This is a genomic window from Mesoflavibacter profundi (assembly GCF_014764305.1).
GTDB classification, from domain to species: Bacteria; Bacteroidota; Bacteroidia; order Flavobacteriales; family Flavobacteriaceae; genus Mesoflavibacter; species Mesoflavibacter profundi.
In genome coordinates this window covers 549,697-567,235 of record NZ_CP061703.1, presented here as the reverse complement: position 1 = coordinate 567,235, position 17,539 = coordinate 549,697, and the positions used below count along the sequence as shown (strand labels likewise).

Here is a 17,539-nt window from a genome sequence, read left to right as displayed (position 1 = left end):
GTTAGCCCTAGTTATTTTTTCCGTGACACTTTTTATATTTTATTCCGCTACCACAAGGACAACGTTCATTCCGTCCAATTTTCTTTCGTAAGTTTTCTTGTATTTTTTTAACTCCAGATATTTCTCCATAATAATCTTTGTCAAAAAATTGTGCCCAAGTATTGTCGAGTGCAACCATATTAGAATTAGGGAATTTTTGAAGTCCTTTTTTTAAATGAAAACCTAAAAAACCTAATTCATTATCGGCTTTAAAATATTGACTGTATTTTATTCTTCTTTCTATGTAGTCAATAAATTTTTCAGCAGTATTTAAGTATTTAGCAACGACTTCTAAATCAAAAACATTTAGAGCGACTGGGAATTCTTCATATTCTTCTCCTAGTAGGATATGAGTTTGATGAGTAATAGAAGGATAATCATCCAATACTATTGTCACAATGAAGCATTTATTAATGTTTAAATCAAAATTATAATCAGGATTGTCTTTTAACTCAAAAATAAAGTCATTTGGACTGCTCAAACATTTTGATGCCGTTAACCCTTGCTCATATGCATCTTTAACAGCCTTTTTGAAATCATTCTGTATTGAATTTAGATTTCCTTTTTTTGATAAAGCCGTTAACTTTTTAGACTTAACTTGAAAGATTATTGCCTTGTCGTTTAAAAATGCTAGAATATCAATATCTGTGACCATTGTACTTTTGGTCTTCTTTATTATTAAATTCTTTAGAGTGTTCGATTTGCCGAACACATTTTTAATAATATTTAGTGTGATTTCTTCTGCAATTTCTCCTCTGTTGTATAATGCTTTGGAAGAATACTTTTTATCAAGATTCATCCAATAGAATGGTGATTCATAAATTGCTTCTGATAAATCATACGGAACAGGAATGAATAAATTACCGTTTGGTAATTTAATTATTGGTTTTTCTGACAGAATATTGAAATCACCAATATCCGAGAAATTTTGATTTTGAGGTTGTGTTAAATCAAGTGTAAAGTTTTCGAGAATTCCTAAAAACTCTTTATTCTTTTTGATTATATCTTCAGTTGTTAAAGTGAAAACATCTAGTAATTTAGATTTATAAGTTTTTTCAGAGTCGAACTTTAATTTGTTTAATTTAGTTTGTTGAAGAGTTTTTATTGAATGATAAAAGTCGGATAGAATATCAAGGTTTATTGACTTTTCTTTTTGAAGCCATTCTTTATCATATTTATATTTTTCTGAAACCCACTTTGTATATTGATAGTCGTACGCGCCAGTTCCAGAATAAAACATTGTTTCTTGAAAGAATAAACCATTGTTAAAAAAGTCAAAAGGACTTTTTGATGGACTTTCTATCATTTTCGAAATATCAGGTATAAATGTGTAATGAAGTTGCTCCATTAATTCATAAACTTCATCAAATATTTTTATTTCATCATTGTATTCATACGCTTTGTTTGGATTCCAATTTCTTATCCATAATCCCATAAGAAATCTAACCTCATTATTATTGAAGTGTTCTTGAACATTTTTCGAAGCGAGTTCGTTGAGAGTTCCACAAAAATCTCTTAAAACAATTGCTGAAAGAACATATATAAAGTTGAAATTTGAAGTTATTTCGTTAAGCCTTTTTATAATTTGTTCTTTACTCATTCAATTTTCGATGGGTTTTGTGGTAATTAGGGCTAACGTGTTTGTGTATGATTTCGTTGCGTATTTCAGCAACTAAATTAGCAAATACAAACCGAATAGAAAATCCGCGAGGATTTTCGTAAGTAGGCGAGTACTAGCAATGAATTATACACGTTGTTAGGCAACGTTATTTTATTAAATTTTCCTTTTCCAAATATTCTCCAATACTCATTTCAAGAATTTCAGATTGCAATTCCAGAAAGCTTTCAGCTTGAAGAGCTATTCCTCTATGAAGTGCTTCTTCAAGTACATATTCAGAAGTTTTATTATTTTCTATATCCTGTTCTTTATTGCTCCATATTACAATGCTTGTTCTTTCATTACCAATTGTAAATCCACAAATAAATGGCTGATTATTATGAATGTAAATTAAAGGTGCTCCCGAAATTCCTCTCGGACACATATAAGAGAGTTCATAGTGTGCAGGTTTCTTCGGGAATTTATGATAATAGCCAACTAAAGTGATATGGCCTTTGTAGCTTCTAATTAATACTTCAGAATTTGCATTATCAAATCCATAAGCATATCCTGTGCTTACAACATTATTTAGCATCGCAAGTTTAGTTTTTAGCCAAGGATAAGCCTTTGCTCTGGCAATGTTTGCAATTAAAATTCCAGAATCATTTTCTTCAAATATTTCACTTTTTTGAACTTCGGTAAAACTTAAAGTTCCATTTTCATTCTGAAAACCAAGTGCCATAATCTCATATTCATTTGCATTTTTGATTGTATGAGCACAAGTAATGTAGAAATTGTTTTTAATGTAAAAGGCAGTTCCAAAAATGTTTATCGGTTCAAAATTTCCGTTTTCAGTTTTATTCCCTCCAAAAACAGGAAAAACGATGTCGTAAGCTGTTGGTTGATTTTGGTTTATCTTCATTTTCTAATGTTGCCTAACGTGATTGTGTATTGTTTGTTACGGAAAATCAGCAATGATTTTCCGCAGAGAACTAAATTAGTAAAAAGTTAGGAATTTCCGCAAGGAAATTCCGCCGTAATGAATAATACACGTTGTTAGCTTTTGTGCAAAACTCCGCTTATGGATTCATTACGTTTTGCACATTTTAGTTTTCATTCGTCTCAAGAGTTAGCTTTCCGTAAACTGGCTAAAACTCCGATCATTGCGATTCCGATTTGAGTGAGTAATTCAGATGTTGATTCTCAGATTCAGATTCCGCAAACGAGCTAAAATGTCAGTCGTGGTTAAATTCCGCATTTGAGTAAGTTATTCCGTTACGCTTACCAATTTCCGTTAATTTTGAAGTTCCGCACACAATTTTTCGGAATTATCTGCCTTAAAATTCTAAAAAAATCGAGAAAATAAACCAGGCATTTTTTCTGACCGCAAACTTGCTTATGCATTGAAGCTAACGGTCTCGGCTATGGATAGTTGCGTGGTTTGGTTACTAATTTAGAAAAAGTTCTCGAACCAAAGGAAAATCCGTAGGATTTTCCGATTAAGCATAGACCAAGCAATTATTTATAGCCATTGTTGGCAACTGGCTTTTCAATTCCGTTATACTTTTTGTTGTTCGTTAAGTTCAATGTTCTGTTCTGTATTTTGTTTAATATTTTTAATTATTAAGTAAGTCAGAATTATAGATGAAATTAGAAACGGAACACTTGTCCAAAAAGCTATTTTGTATAGTGAACTGTAATCCCAATTTCCAGAAGTCAGAAAATAGACTGTTATCCATAAGAGTGAAATTCCGATTATTCCAGTCAGATTTTTAATCCGATTAATTTTCACAAACAAGCTAATAATCAGCATTATTTTACCAATTAAGGACAAAAGTCCGATTGACATAATATTATCATCAAAATTTCCGCTTATTGTAAATTCGTAATTGTCAATTAAGTTTGGAATACTCGCAATATCAATCATTCCCATAATTCCAATTCCGTGTCCAGCTCCAATTATTATGAACGAATGGATTAGTATTGTAAATATTTTGATTTTCTTAATGTCGTTCATTTTTTAAATTTTACGGTTTTAAAATTCGTTTTCTATAAATTAATAAACCGATAAAAGTCAGTCCACAGAATATTGCCAAAACGTGAAATGTTTTTATTGTTCGGCATAAATTAACTCCAGAAACGAGAGAAATACAATCAGTCAATTCACGTGTCTCGTACTTTAAACTTACCATTGAATTAAAAGCCATAAATTCAAATAATGGAATTCCGATTATTAGTAAAATCAAAGCAATTATGTAGAACGGTTTTCTCAACGATCTTCTGTTTTCAGCTTGTTGCCAACGGTCTCGTATAACCGTCAGTTACGGGATTAAAGTTAATGATTTTCAGTTAAGAACTGACGTTAGCAATTTCGAGTGGATTCGGACGTAGTCGAATCCGCCGTAATTGCGGTTATACATTGTTGTAGCACGTATTTTATTCAGTTTCATAATCTTTTATTTCTCGTTCAGAAGTTCGAAATACAACTCTTCGTCGGGAATTGGGTCAGTCCACTTAAAATCTATATTCAATTTTCCAGATTCAGCATATTCCAATAAGATTTTCATTACCGCTTCTTTAGAACATAAGTGTCTTGATGAAAAAAAGAACGGCTCTCCACCAATATAGTGTGAAATCCATTTTATATCATCTTGGTTTTGAATAGGTGATAAATATGATGATATTTCCATTAAAAAATATGAGTTATGGTCAATTTTAAAAAACATAAGTCCGTTGGAATTATCTTTCCACAATGCTGAATCTCCAGAGCCAATTGTCCAATGTGAAGGTGGTAAATCTAAATATTCATCAAGTGTAGCCTCATTTTTCAAGTCAAAATCTTGAGATGAAGGATCACTAATTTTTGCTTTCAAATTTTTCATTTCTCATATGTGCTACAACGGTCTCGTATAACCGTCAGTTACGGATTTAAAGTTAATAATTTTCGGTTAAGAACTGACGTTAGCAATTCCGAGTGGATTCGGACGTAGTCGAATCCGCCGTAATTGCGGTTATACATTGTTGGCAACTGGCTTTTTTATGGTCGAATAAAGTCATAATTTCCGTTTATTTCATCCACATTCCAAGTCAGTTTAGGCAACTCTATATTTTTATTAAATTCTATTATTGTCAAAGATTGTAGTTTGTTAAACTTGTAATTCGTTTGAATGCGAGTGTTTGATAAAAAGTAACTTCCTTGAACAAATTCTCCTTTTACCTTTATTATTTTTTCTAATTCTTTCGAGTTAGTATTTACATAAAATTCCCTTGAGTCGGCAAATCCAGGTTTTAGTTTTAATTCCACAATTCCGTTATTTTTCAAAACTGCGTCCACAAAAACTGTTCTCGAATAATCTTTGTCCATTCGGTCAAAAATTATGAAAGCAAAAAATCCAAGAGCAAACAGAATAGAAGTCAATTGAAATTTTTTTCTATTCTCCGTTTTGTCAGTTAAATAAACAATTGACAATGGAATTAAACTCAAAAATATTAAATAGGGAAGTAGCAGAACTAAAATCAAAGTACTGTTCTGGAAATCAAAAATCAAATATTTTCCGACTTCGTTTGTTAGTAAAATGCTATATGAAATCGAAGTCAGTAAAGTCAATAAAATTCCGAATTTTGATTTGGCTAATACCAAAATTAGAGAAACAAATAAGATTGGATAAAGCAATAAATAAAAGTCAGTCGTATTGTCAATTCCATATGCAAAAACAGTTACAGTTTGAGATAGAAAACTAACCAGTCCGACAATTGTCAGAATGATTATTATTAATCGGATTTTTTTCTGTTTTTCCGTCTCTTTCATTTTTGTTTAGCTTGTTGCCAACGGTCTCGGCTATGAATAGTTGCGTGGTTTAGCACTTAACTTTGCAAGTACACACCAAACTGAAAATCCGCGAGGATTTTCAGAAGTAGGCGAGAACAAGCAATTATTTATAGCCATTGTTGTAGCCAGTTTTTTTATTTTTTATTTTTCCCCAAGCCAATACTTTTACTCCTTTTGAGTAATGAATTCTACTTGGTTTTTCATTTATTAATTTTTCAAATCTTGGATAATTTAATTCCAATTTTTGTAAGTCGATTTCATTAATTGGCCATTCCAAATGATGGATTTCAAACTCGTTTATCGAGTCGTTTGTATCTTGGAAAAGAGCATATCTTTCCGTTAACCATTTGTCCAATTCCGTTTTGTCAGTTGTTTCTTTTCCAATTTTAAATTCAATGTTAAGGTTGTCATTAAATTCCGAATTTTGGGATTGGTAATTTTGTTCAGTCCGTTTAATTTTTGAATATCTATATGGAAGTTCCGAAATCCCTTTTGCGACTTTACACGATAAACTTTTACCACCTTCGATACTCAAAAAGTAAACTCCTGTTTTATTATTTGATTTAACGTAAGTCCGAATATTTATCTCGTCAAAATCCGATATTGGTGAAAATGAAGGCAAGCTTTTTGGTCTAATTTTTTCCATTGTAAAAGCAACAACTGAAATCCAAGGTTTACCGTCAAAAAGGTCAATTTCCAATTCTTTAGGAACGAGCTTTTTCAATTCAGTTAAGTCAACTTGATAATGAAGAAATATTGCATTATTCCACTCTTGATAAAATTTCCAACTGTCAGTCGGAATTTTCCAAGGTCTGTGTTTTGTGGTATTTAATATCTCTCGGATTGTCATTTCTCAAATTGGCTACAACGGTTTGTGTAAGAATAGTAAGGGATTTCGAAGGACTGAACTTTCAATTTATCACTTAGCCAAATTTGCAATTTTTTCTTTAATTAATAGACATGCAAAATTGTAAATTTTGCGGACTTTGTAAAATGCACTTCACTTTGGGATAAGCACTAAAACCCTTATTATTTTTACACTTTGTTACCTGTAGGCTATTTTGTTTCAGTTCCTATTTTTCCGTTGATTTGTTAATTCGTATGAAATTATATACGCCTTTTCCTTCTGCAATTAATTCATCATTCTGAAAGGCTTTCATTTTCGTTACAAGTATTCTATTACCTAACCTAACTATTTTACCTTCCACAATTATTTCAGATGCTTCAGCACCTTTTAAATAATCTATTCTTAAATCAATAGTTACTAATTTATCTTCCAATGACGTAAAGTGAGTGCTTCCTGCAATACCACCAACAGAGTCCATTATTGTAGCAATAATTCCTCCGTGCCACCTGTTTGTTCTCATATCTCCAACAATTTCATCTCTAAAGGGAACTTTAACTTTTACAAACCCTTTTTCAAGTTCCAATAATTTTAGTCCTAAAAATTTATGAACTGGAATACCTTCTTCAATTATTTGTTTAATAAATCCTATGTTTTTTTCTATCATTTATTTTGATTCTAATTATTGTTCTTGGCTTACAGGTAACGGTCTAGTATAAGAATAGTAGCGGATTATTACGCACTAACTTTTCGGTTAAGCATTGGCCTTTTTATATTTACTTGGTTTGTTTTTAGCGATTAAACCGCTATTATTTTTATACATTGTTGTAAGCCGTATTTATTCTACAATTTCTGCTTCTTCAATTCCATCATCTTTTGAATACCAATGCTCAAATTGTCGTAAAATATTAATTTCAGACTGATTGTGGTCAAATCTTTGAAATTTCACTTCTTCTTGATGTAATTCATCCGAGAAATATTCATTGATTTTAGCGTGTAAATAATCTTTATTGAGAATATTTGTTATGTAATCGTACCCTTCTTTGTCAAAATTTGATTTATAGGGCTCTGGATGATTAGAGCTAGTTGCAGTCGGTGTTAAAGCTAGAAATAATTGTTTCAAATATTTTGGCTCTTCATCAATGTATCCTTTTAGGTAACTTTCTAAATCTTCAGGATTATCTTCATACCAAGTGCTTAATATATAGAAGATATTATCTGGAAACTTTACGAATATTGGTAATTCACCGCATTCCTCTAAAGCTCTTTTTCTTAGCACTGTTGCCAATTCTACATATTGCTCTGGTTTAAATATTTTTTCCTCTCCTTCACCAGACCTTAGCCAATTATTTATTTGATAAGCAAAGTCATAAGGAATTTCTTTTCCCATAAGTGTTTTTGACAGTTCGAAAACTTCGTCATTATCCTTGTGATTTTTTAGCAGATTATATATAAAAATTGAAGCTTGTGACTGTGCACCACCCATACCAAAACTAAAAAACGAATCACCTTTTGGAAACAACTCTGACATTACTGCAATTGTTAGAATCAAATTTTGTGAAGCTTTCCAAGAAAGACTGTCTTCATAAGTTCTTACTTTAAATAAAAAATTTTCAGGGGAACTTTGGTTTATAATGTCTTTCATTCCTTTAGCTATATCCTTAATCTCTATTGCCTCCAGAGATTGCATAAATTCCTCAAACATAACATCTGAAAGCTCTCCTTCGATTACTGCATAAGAAAAATATCTTTTAAAGTAACTCGTTGAAACAATTCTCTTTTCCTTTAACCATTGTTTGTGTCCTTCGTGCTGGAATGTATTATGGAAAGCCTCATTTAATCTAGGAAACAATGTCTTTAATAATTGGAATATTGCATCTTTCTCATTCTTAGTTAAATCAGAAGCAAGTTCATCTAAATGCTTTTTTAGTTCCTCTTTTTTTTCATTTACAGGTTGACCACCACCATAGTTTGAATGAGAGGAATATGAAGAAGTAAAGTAATGAGGAAATGATTTTATGAAAAGATAGTGTTTTGGATAAAAAACTTTTATTGCTTCAATAAGCATTAAGTCAACGTGATTTACCTCACCTTTTAAAAGTGGTATTGCAAATGATAATGAATTACCATATCTAATTGCTAACCTTGGTGTTTTTAGACGTAATAATATATTGTGTGAAAAAGCCGATACAAAGCGTTGCACTTCTTCTTTTGTTAATTCTAATGCGCTCTTATTGATTGCATTATCGACTAATTCAAAACAATATTTTTTTAAAGCATCTGGCTGAGCTTGAGGAATTTGTAAAGGTACTTGAATGATTTTTTCTAAGAAATTATGACCGGAATCTATATTCCCTTTTCCAAAACGCTCTCCTATTGCCGAAGCAACCATTTTTTCGTCAAAAGAAAGAACATAAGTAGTGTTAGTGAAATCTGCTGTTAATTTGACTAACCTAAATAGAGAATAGATTTCTTGTTTATCAAGTCTATCTATGTCATCAACGAAAATCACCAATTTGCTCTCACTTTCTTTTAGAAACTCATCAATTCTGTTTTTTAGTGTTTCCAAATCAACACTTGAAAGATTTTTGCCAATTTCAGAAATATCCTTCCCAATGATAGAACCAAATGTTCCATATTTTTCAATGAAACTACCTAGTTTCTCTTTTTTTGTGTCTAGCTCTTTACCGAGAACTTCAGCGACTTTGTTTAGAAAGTTCTTTATTAAACTTTCTTCATCATTATATCTCCAAGGATTTAAAGTTAGTGTGAGAATATTTTCTTTTAGGTCAAGTTCACTTTTAATAAAGTTTAAAACCGAAGTTTTACCTTCACCCCAAGCTCCATAAATTCCAATAACAATTCCCTCTTCATTTTCCCTTTGAACTATGGTTTCTGCTATTCTTTTAGAAAATCCGTATCTCTGAAATCTATCTTGATTTTCAATTTCGACTGGTTTATCCGATGAATAGTGTTCTGACATTTAGTTTTGTTTATATGGCTTACAACGGTCTCGTATAAGATTAGTTGCGTGGTTTAAGCAACTAATTTAGCAAATAAATACCGAATAGAAAATCCGCGAGGATTTTCGTAAGTAGGCTAGTACCAAGCAATTAATTTTATACATTGTTAGCATACGTTATTTATTTTCAGTTAGTTTTTCAAAATTCATTTCGTTTTCCCAACAATATCCAAATTCCGATTCGCACTTTACTTTAATTCCGTTTTTCGTTATTTCTCCGTTATATTTTAGTTGTCCTTTTGAAACTCCACTTGTTGAGTCCTTTTCTAAATTCTTTCTATTTTTTACGATTCTAAATCGAGTCGTTTCGTACAAGTTTCTTTTTCCGATTTCAAAACTGATTTTATCGTTTGCTAAATTCAGGTTTTCCATTCCGTTTCCATAAAAGAAAACTCCGTGTCCGCCGCTATCTTCAGTTCCGAAATAAAGTCCGTTATAATTTTCATTCAGAGTGTCAATAACGATGTAGTGATTTTCGGATTGTTCAGGTGTTTTATATTCATAAATTCCGATTAGGTCAGCATTTAGTTTTTCAGATGTAGTTTTTGATTCAGCCATTTTTTTGTCCGAATTACAACTTATAAAACTCAATATTAAAATCAGTAACGTGATGTTTTTCATAATGTATGCTAACGGTCTCGGCTATGAGTAGTTGCGTGGGTTAGCACTTAACTTTGCAAGTACACACCGAACTGAAAATCCGCAAGGATTTTCAGAAGTAGGCGAGAACGAGCAATTACTTATAGCCATTGTTGTGCGTTCGTTATTTATTTCCGGTCATTAATTTAGCAATTTCATTAGCATTATTAATTTCCATTTGGTTTAAAATTTTACTTATTCGGTTTTCAAATTCGATTTGACTTTTCCGACTTATTTTGATTTCAGACAAAAGCTCTTGTTCTGAAAACTTATTTTTTTCCGATATATCTGTAAAGTCTTCTAAATTGTAATCTGTGTAATCAGATATCGCAATGTAATTATCAGTTCTTTTATAAAAAATCCAAGGATGTCCAATCCATAATTGAGTCCATTTATTCAATTCAGCATTTCCAACTTGTTCCCAATTCTGAATGTTAGATATATCTCCGCAACAAGTCGGTTCAAGTATTATTTTTTCATTTTCTAAAACTACAATTCCGCCAATTATTTGTCCAACATATTCTTGGAAGTCAGACAAATCAACGTTTTTGAGTTCTTTTTTAATAATAGTCTTTAATTCAGATTCTCCAATCTTATTTATATCAACTAAATACGAGCCAAGTTCAATCGGTTGTAAATTTTGTAAATTACTATCAGAAATACATTTATACCAGAAGTCACTCCACGCTTTTGGGTTTTCAACTTTCGAAACAGAAGGCGATTCATATTCGTTTTCCGTATAATCCCAAGGTTCGATTTCGATTGTATTTAATAATTTCATTCTGATTTCAGAGGTTGATTTTAATGACGCACAACGGTCTCGTATAACCGTCAGTTACGGTTTTAAAGTTAATAATTTTCGGTTAAGCACATACGTTAGCAATTCCGAGTGGATTCGGACGTAGTCGAATCCGCCGTAATTGCGGTTATACATTGTTAGCCACTGTATTTTTTATCAAGTTCTCCTATAATTTTAATCAAATCTTTAATATACGGGTCATCCTTACTATATACCTTAATTATTCTATCAGCAAAACCCTTAAGATAGGATTCGTACATCAACTTTATATTTTGACTTAAAAAGGCCTTATCATTTACGAGAATTATATTTGATTCCACCAAATTACTTAACTCCAATAAGGATTTAAGTATAAATTGGAAGCTTAAAAGTATTCCATAAACCTCATATCGTTCAGCTGTATATCTATCCTCATTTTCTATTCGTAATACAAATTCATTGATAGCATTTAATCCTTTGTATACAATGTGATTAGTTGCTGTTATAGAGCCATCCATTCCATAATTTGGCTTTGGTTGGACAATAAACTCTAAACTCTCTAAATGATTTTTGAGAGATTCATATAAAGCAATATAATTATTGAATACTCTGTCATATGCATTTCTTTCCTTTTCATCATTTAGAGCTTGAACTTGAATACGATTGGCACGTAACTGTTCTTGAAATGAAATATAGACTAAAAAAGCACCGATTAGATTTATTATTGGTGCTGTAATTCCACCTATTGTATCTCCAATTTGTCCGGTGTTGGAAAAGTCCCATCCTTTGAATAAAGCTGGCTTGGTGAATAGATAAAGTGATAGAAATATTAATACAATTCCTATAAATAAAAATATTGAATTCCTTTTAGTCATCGTGTGTTTATATAGTGGCTAACGGTTTGTGTATGATTTCGTTGCGTGTTTGGTTACTAAATTAGTGAAAAAAGAGCAAACCATAATTCAGCGCGAGGATTTTCCGCAAGGAAAATCAGAAGCAATGAATTATACACGTTGTTACCACCAGTTTTTTATTTAAAAATATATGTTCCGAAATAAGAATGGAAAAAGTCCGATTAAAATCCCAATAATTAAATTCAGTTTCAGCGATTTAAAGTTCCATTCAGATTGATTTATTCGAGTTAGATATTCAGTCAGTTTATAAATTCCGAAACTAAATGTGATTCCGAGAGCAATTCTGCCTAATAAGTCTAAATCAAATTCATAAGCCAAAACTCTCATAAAAAGAGCGAATACAATATTTACTATAATTCCGATTGTTAGTGTTTTCAATACATTCAACCAACCTCTGCTTTTTCTTAATAATTGAATTCCAGAGTAAGTAAATAAAATTCCAAATATAAATTCTGCTATTATGCTTGAATTCGAACGCATAAAAACAAACAATAAAGAAGTGAAATTATATTTAAAAAAATCACTAATACTGTCATAGATAAATAAGATTCCAAGAATGATAAAAATGACTCCAAAAATCCGATTGACTTTATATGTTCGCGTTTCTTTTTTCAAATTGGTGGTAACGTGTTCGTGTATAGTTTGTTGCGGAAAATCAGCTATGATTTTCCGAAGTAGTACGAATATAGCGAATAAGATTGAATTTCCGATAGGAAATTCAGCCGCAATGAGCTATACACGTTGTTGTGCATAGTTTATTTTTCAGCTTTTATATATTTTGCTCCTATTCTTCCTGGAATAATATCCATTCCAACCAGCGTAATATTGTAATCAATTAAAATTTTATCTATAAACTCTTTGGCATTAACTGATGAGTATATTATAGGATTTAATAATTTTTTTGGTGGATAAAATATTCCGAATTTTCCGTAACCAAAATGTACGCCTACACAACTTGTGAGACTTTTCTCGGGTGTAAAATAAGATATAGCATAAGAACCAGTAGTTTCATTTCCAGACGGAATTGGGACAGCTTTTCCTTTTCCTTTTAGTTTTAATTCGATATTTCTTCCTAAAACCATTTCATAATATGATTGATATTGTAAAATTTTTACTTTTTCACCTGTTACATTATCTATATAATTTTTGTCATTTGTAGTTATTGAGAAACGTAAATTTCCTATAGAATCAATCTTACCTTCTTCTAAAACTCTTTTAAAAGCATTTGATAATGCATTTTCGGGTTTAATCTTATTAGCTAATTCAAATTGATAAAATTCTTGAAATTTAGAAAAACCTATTTTATTACCAATCCAACTATTTTTTACGTTTGTAATATTGCCATCTTTTATTTCTAATATTATAGGCATATTATTATCGTATCCACACAAAATAAAATCAGTGTTATTATTTGATTTAATATTTAATTTAAGTAAGTAGTCTGTAAATTGATTCCAATCTTTTCTTTCTAATTGATTTTCAGTGTAATAATTGTATGCGTCTTGAGCAAAATTTATATTGCCTGCATAACATAAGCATAATTGAGAATCTAGTAGTAATGATTTTATTTGAGATTCAAGCGGATTATTTCTTACCATTGATTCTCCAGTAATTTTACTGTCTGATTCAATATACAAATTTTCATCTATTATTTTAGCAACAATTAAAGTCATTTCAAGAGGATTATTTTAATTATGCACAACGTTATTGTATATGGTTTGTTGCGTGTTTTAAGCAACTAATTTAGTAAATATTTACCGACCAAGTAAATCCGTAAGGACTTTCGTAATTAGGTCATAAGCCAGCAATAAATTATATACGGTGTTAGCAACTGGCTTTATTCCCAATCATAATTTTCTGCTTCAAGATAATCATAATAATCAGAACCATTATCTAATAAAATGTGTTCCTTGTTTTCCTCAACCCATTCTAAATACTCATTAATTTCTTTTAGTTCAGTTGCAAATTTTATCTTAAAATCATTCAAACTATTTTCCTTTCGTGTGATTTTTTCAATTCTATTTAAATCGTAATTTATTTTGTTTGAATGATAAACAAATTGTTCAAATGTAGTTAAGTCGTAATTATCGGATTTTATCATCTGATTATCTTCTTTGACCTTTTCTAAAGACTGAAAAATAATATCCTCAATTTTTTTTTCAAACTGATAATTGCTTATTTGTATAAATTTATTCTTATTTGATTTCTTAAGTGAATTAGATTTATCAAACTCAATTTTAAACTGCTTATTTTTTTCACCATACTTTTCAAGCTTATCAATAATATGCCAATAAATTTTTTCCGTTTTTATATGAACAAGAAAAATTATAACTGGTATTTTGAGTTTGTTCCAATATTCGACATGAATTTTGTCAATATAAATGGAATACTTTTCTACAGTTGTAGTTTTAATTTGGCACTTGATAAATTGTCCAGTCGAATGATTAGAATCGTCAATAATTTCAATTTCAGCATCAATACCAATGTCAATATTGTTTAATCGACAAGGAAAACCGAAATAATTAATTACTCTTGAGGCTACTAGATGTTCTCCAGCGTCTCCAATTATGTTTGTTGAATGGTATTTCACAATGTTTGTTGTAGCTTGTTGCTAACGTGTTCGTGTATAGTTTGTTGCGGAAAATCAGCTATGATTTTCCGTCGTATTACGAATATAGCGAATAAGATTGAATTTCCGATAGGAAATTCAGCCGCAATGAGCTATACACGTTGTTACCCAACGTTTTTTAATCCACAATTTGAAAAGTTAGAGGCATTTTATAAGAAACATTAATAGGTTTTCCATCCCTTGTTCCTGGTCGAAAATCTGGCAGCAATCCAATAACTTCAATTGCATTTTGATTCATAATTTCTGGTCCTCCATTTGCGGTTATGTTTATTGCTTTTCCGTTTTTGTCAATTATAAACTCAATCATTATTTTTATTTTTCCAGTAAGTCCAACTTCAGCAGCAAGGTCAGTATTAAATTTTCTCATTACGTGTTGCTGAATAAACTTATTTGTACATTCTTTTCTTTTTTCAACGTCCCATTTTGATTTACAGTCAGACGCTAAAGGTGGATTTCCAATTTCATTAAATTCTACAATTTGAGATTTATCAATTTCTTTATTTACTAAATCTACCTTTGAGTAATCAACTCTTTCAGATATTTCTGTAGACTTGGTTTTAATTGCTTTTGGTTGTGAAGGCACATCATCGCTTAATTTTAGCATTTCCAATCTAATCATTGGTAATATGAAGTATGTTTTACCATTATTTTCTTGAAAAACAATGTGCATTGAAGAAAATCCGTCATTTTCTGTCCCAATTAAAATTTGGTCATTTTTTATTAACCAATTTTGATTTTCAAGAAAGAACAATTCTTTCATTCTGTCATCTGCTAGTTTCCCAAATTTAATTCTAAAAACTTTATTCCCTTTAAAATTGAATTGTGAGTTTAAAAAAGCATCTTCGACCATTTTTAATGCATCTTTTTGTGGAACTTCGTCAGAATTTGGAATGTTAACACTGACAGCTTTCCATTCACCCATTAATTTTTCGTCATTCAGATTTTGTGCTTTAACTAATAAGCTAAATAATAAGGTTGATGCTAATAATAATTTTAAATTCATAATTTTCTTTCAAATGTTGGGTAACGGTCTCGTATAACCGTCAGTTACGGATTTAAAGTTAATGTTTTTCGGTTTAGCACAGACGTTAGCAATTCCGAGTGGATTCGGACGCAGTCGAATCCGCCGTAATTGCGGTTATACATTGTTGTACCTCGTTTTTTATTCATAAATACATTCATTTCTTACTTGAATTCCTTTCGATTCTAACTTCTTTTTCATTTCCAACCAAGTTTTATCTTTTAATGTTCCTGCAGGATATAGTTTGTTTTTAAAATCATTAGTTATTACTCGCATACAGTTTGGTTGTTTGCCTTGTGTTTCGAAAACAATTTCTTTTATATCCGATATATCATAAATTTTCATTTTCCAAACAAAAATATGATTGCGAACAATTAAAAACTTTTTTGTCAGTTCAAAATAATGCATAAACCAAGAATGTAGTACAACCCAAAAAGTACCAAAAACACTAAAGAATATTATAGCTCCTAATTTTAAATTTGTTTCTTTCACTAAAAATAGAATAGTGAAAAAACCTATTAATCCCCAAAGTGAAATTCCTCTTAAACTTGTAAATTGATTTCCCTTAAAAATTTCAGAGTTTTCGAATCTAGGTTCGTTAGAGTTTATTTTCTTTGATGTATTTATTTTAAACTCTTGCTTGTTAATTATAACTTGCTCAAGAAATGATTTCACTTCATAGCTGTTTGAATACATATCATCAAATAAAATAATATCTCTGCCATCGTTAAATAAAATTGCAGTTCCCTCCATTGGAAAGTTTATTATAAAACGAAAGGGCATTTTACCTGTCAGTATCACGTCTTTTATGCTATTCAATCTGAAAGTTTCATTTCCAATTTTTAAATTATACTTGTCAACAGTTATTTTTGGTGAGTTTTTCCAATAAGAATAAACCATCCAAAAAGCTAAAAGACAAACTAAAACCCCAAAAATTGCCATTATGTATTTTTTACTTTCTGATTGTACATTCGACTCTTTTTCTATTCCGATGAAAATCATAAATGAGCCTAAAGCAAATAAAAAAAGAAATCCAAATGCTAACGTAGCATAGAATTTCAATGGATGTCTTCTTGTTTCAATTAAATTCATTCAGGTTTAGTCAAATGAGGTACAACGTGTTTGGCTATGATTTGTTGCGGAAAAATCCGCAGGATTCTTTCCGCCGTAGCCGAAAGATAGTGAATTGCAATGAAATTCCGATAGGAATTTCAGCCGCAATGAATTATAGCCATTGTTAGCGGTAGTTTTTATTATTTCGTATTCTGTATGTTCTTATTATATTTTCTAATTCTTTGTGAGTTACATTCAGAGAGTCAATTTCTAATTTTTCAAACTCGTCTTCATCGTAAAAATAAGTCAGATAGGATTTAGCTGATTTGCCATAACCTTCCTGAACTACTTCCTCACTTTCTATATTTGACCAATTTTTAAATTCCACATTTTTAGTTTGGATTCCTTTCGAGTCAATTATTATTTTTGGTTTTGTATCAAGTGCTTTTCGAGATTCCTTTATTGTACTGTAAAGTCCTATTCCAGTCATAATTGCACCCAAAATATATTGTTTGGTTTCTCCTTTAGTGAATAAATAAATTCCAACTCCAATTATTAAAATTGAAATTCCGAGTTCAAAATAGTTATATACTTTCGAATAATGAATTTCCATTTTAGGTGGAAGAGTGTAATCTTCTTTAAATTCATCTTCTTGCTCAAATTTCTTTTCAAGTTTTTTAAGTTTACTTTTATCCTCTTTATTCCTAATTTCCGTTTTTTCGAAAATATTTCCGTCATTCCAAATCAATTTTTCTTGGATAGCTCTTTTCTTTAATTCGTGAACGTTTCGGACATTGTCAAATGCCCAAATTCTCCATTTGGTAATCATAAAACTCCAAATTAACCAAGCTAAAATAAATCCTATTAAAAAAGCTATTCCAATTCCCCAACCAGGAATTAAATTCTGTTTCTCTAAGTATAGAGCCAATGCAGGACAGCCGATAATTGCGATAAATACAGGAACATTCACTATTAAATGTCCTCTTTTTATTGCTTTGTCAACTGTTATTTGTTGTCTCATTTAGATTTGCGTTTAAATTACCGCTAACGGTCTCGGCTATGAGTAGTTGCGTGGTTTAGCACTTAACTTAACAAGTACACACCAAGCTGAAAATCCGCGAGGATTTTCAGAAGTAGGCGAGAACATGCAATTACTTATAACCATTGTTAGGGT

The 17,539-nt window shown here is 30.7% G+C and carries 17 protein-coding genes; all 17 read right to left on the bottom strand.

Annotated elements, in window-relative coordinates; translation table 11 throughout:
- Positions 1–7: 7 nt before the first annotated feature.
- Positions 8–1,639, bottom strand: a complete 1,632-nt coding sequence (locus IFB02_RS13930; RefSeq protein ID WP_223878866.1) for a YecA family protein — start codon at positions 1,637–1,639, stop codon at positions 8–10.
- 166 nt (positions 1,640–1,805) lie between these two features.
- Positions 1,806–2,558, bottom strand: coding sequence for a hypothetical protein (locus IFB02_RS02610; RefSeq protein ID WP_106686620.1), 753 nt, complete (start codon positions 2,556–2,558; stop codon positions 1,806–1,808).
- A 636-nt stretch (positions 2,559–3,194) separates the two neighbouring features.
- Positions 3,195–3,653, bottom strand: coding sequence for a hypothetical protein (locus IFB02_RS02605; RefSeq protein WP_106686619.1), 459 nt, complete (start codon positions 3,651–3,653; stop codon positions 3,195–3,197).
- Between the two features lie 439 nt (positions 3,654–4,092).
- Complete coding sequence (locus tag IFB02_RS02600; protein WP_106686618.1) at positions 4,093–4,518, bottom strand: hypothetical protein; 426 nt, start codon at positions 4,516–4,518, stop codon at positions 4,093–4,095.
- A gap of 155 nt (positions 4,519–4,673) precedes the next feature.
- Complete coding sequence (locus tag IFB02_RS02595; RefSeq protein WP_106686617.1) at positions 4,674–5,444, bottom strand: hypothetical protein; 771 nt, start codon at positions 5,442–5,444, stop codon at positions 4,674–4,676.
- 124 nt (positions 5,445–5,568) lie between these two features.
- Positions 5,569–6,315: a YqjF family protein gene (locus tag IFB02_RS02590; protein WP_106686616.1), complete on the bottom strand. Its 747-nt coding sequence runs from the start codon at positions 6,313–6,315 to the stop codon at positions 5,569–5,571.
- A gap of 223 nt (positions 6,316–6,538) precedes the next feature.
- Positions 6,539–6,976, bottom strand: coding sequence for a PaaI family thioesterase (locus IFB02_RS02585; protein WP_028284032.1), 438 nt, complete (start codon positions 6,974–6,976; stop codon positions 6,539–6,541).
- 171 nt (positions 6,977–7,147) lie between these two features.
- A complete protein-coding gene (locus tag IFB02_RS02580) occupies positions 7,148–9,292 on the bottom strand; it encodes a KAP family P-loop NTPase fold protein (protein WP_106686615.1) in 2,145 nt (714 codons plus the stop codon).
- 156 nt (positions 9,293–9,448) lie between these two features.
- Positions 9,449–9,889, bottom strand: a complete 441-nt coding sequence (locus IFB02_RS02575; protein ID WP_106686614.1) for a hypothetical protein — start codon at positions 9,887–9,889, stop codon at positions 9,449–9,451.
- A gap of 205 nt (positions 9,890–10,094) precedes the next feature.
- The gene (locus IFB02_RS02570; RefSeq protein WP_206078155.1) at positions 10,095–10,751 is read right to left on the bottom strand and encodes a hypothetical protein; all 657 of its coding nucleotides are present in this window, start codon (positions 10,749–10,751) and stop codon (positions 10,095–10,097) included.
- A gap of 155 nt (positions 10,752–10,906) precedes the next feature.
- The gene (locus IFB02_RS02565; protein WP_191073015.1) at positions 10,907–11,623 is read right to left on the bottom strand and encodes a hypothetical protein; all 717 of its coding nucleotides are present in this window, start codon (positions 11,621–11,623) and stop codon (positions 10,907–10,909) included.
- A gap of 159 nt (positions 11,624–11,782) precedes the next feature.
- Positions 11,783–12,277, bottom strand: coding sequence for a hypothetical protein (locus tag IFB02_RS02560; RefSeq protein WP_191073014.1), 495 nt, complete (start codon positions 12,275–12,277; stop codon positions 11,783–11,785).
- A gap of 140 nt (positions 12,278–12,417) precedes the next feature.
- Complete coding sequence (locus IFB02_RS02555; RefSeq protein WP_191073013.1) at positions 12,418–13,335, bottom strand: hypothetical protein; 918 nt, start codon at positions 13,333–13,335, stop codon at positions 12,418–12,420.
- A gap of 164 nt (positions 13,336–13,499) precedes the next feature.
- Positions 13,500–14,252 carry a DUF4365 domain-containing protein gene (locus tag IFB02_RS02550; RefSeq protein WP_191073012.1) on the bottom strand — a complete coding sequence of 251 codons (753 nt, stop codon included), beginning with the start codon at positions 14,250–14,252 and terminating at the stop codon, positions 13,500–13,502.
- Between the two features lie 157 nt (positions 14,253–14,409).
- Positions 14,410–15,294, bottom strand: a complete 885-nt coding sequence (locus IFB02_RS02545) for an energy transducer TonB (RefSeq protein WP_191073011.1) — start codon at positions 15,292–15,294, stop codon at positions 14,410–14,412.
- Between the two features lie 159 nt (positions 15,295–15,453).
- Positions 15,454–16,404 carry a hypothetical protein gene (locus IFB02_RS02540; protein WP_191073010.1) on the bottom strand — a complete coding sequence of 317 codons (951 nt, stop codon included), beginning with the start codon at positions 16,402–16,404 and terminating at the stop codon, positions 15,454–15,456.
- A gap of 145 nt (positions 16,405–16,549) precedes the next feature.
- A complete protein-coding gene (locus IFB02_RS02535) occupies positions 16,550–17,386 on the bottom strand; it encodes a LapA family protein (protein ID WP_191073009.1) in 837 nt (278 codons plus the stop codon).
- Positions 17,387–17,539 lie beyond the last annotated feature (153 nt).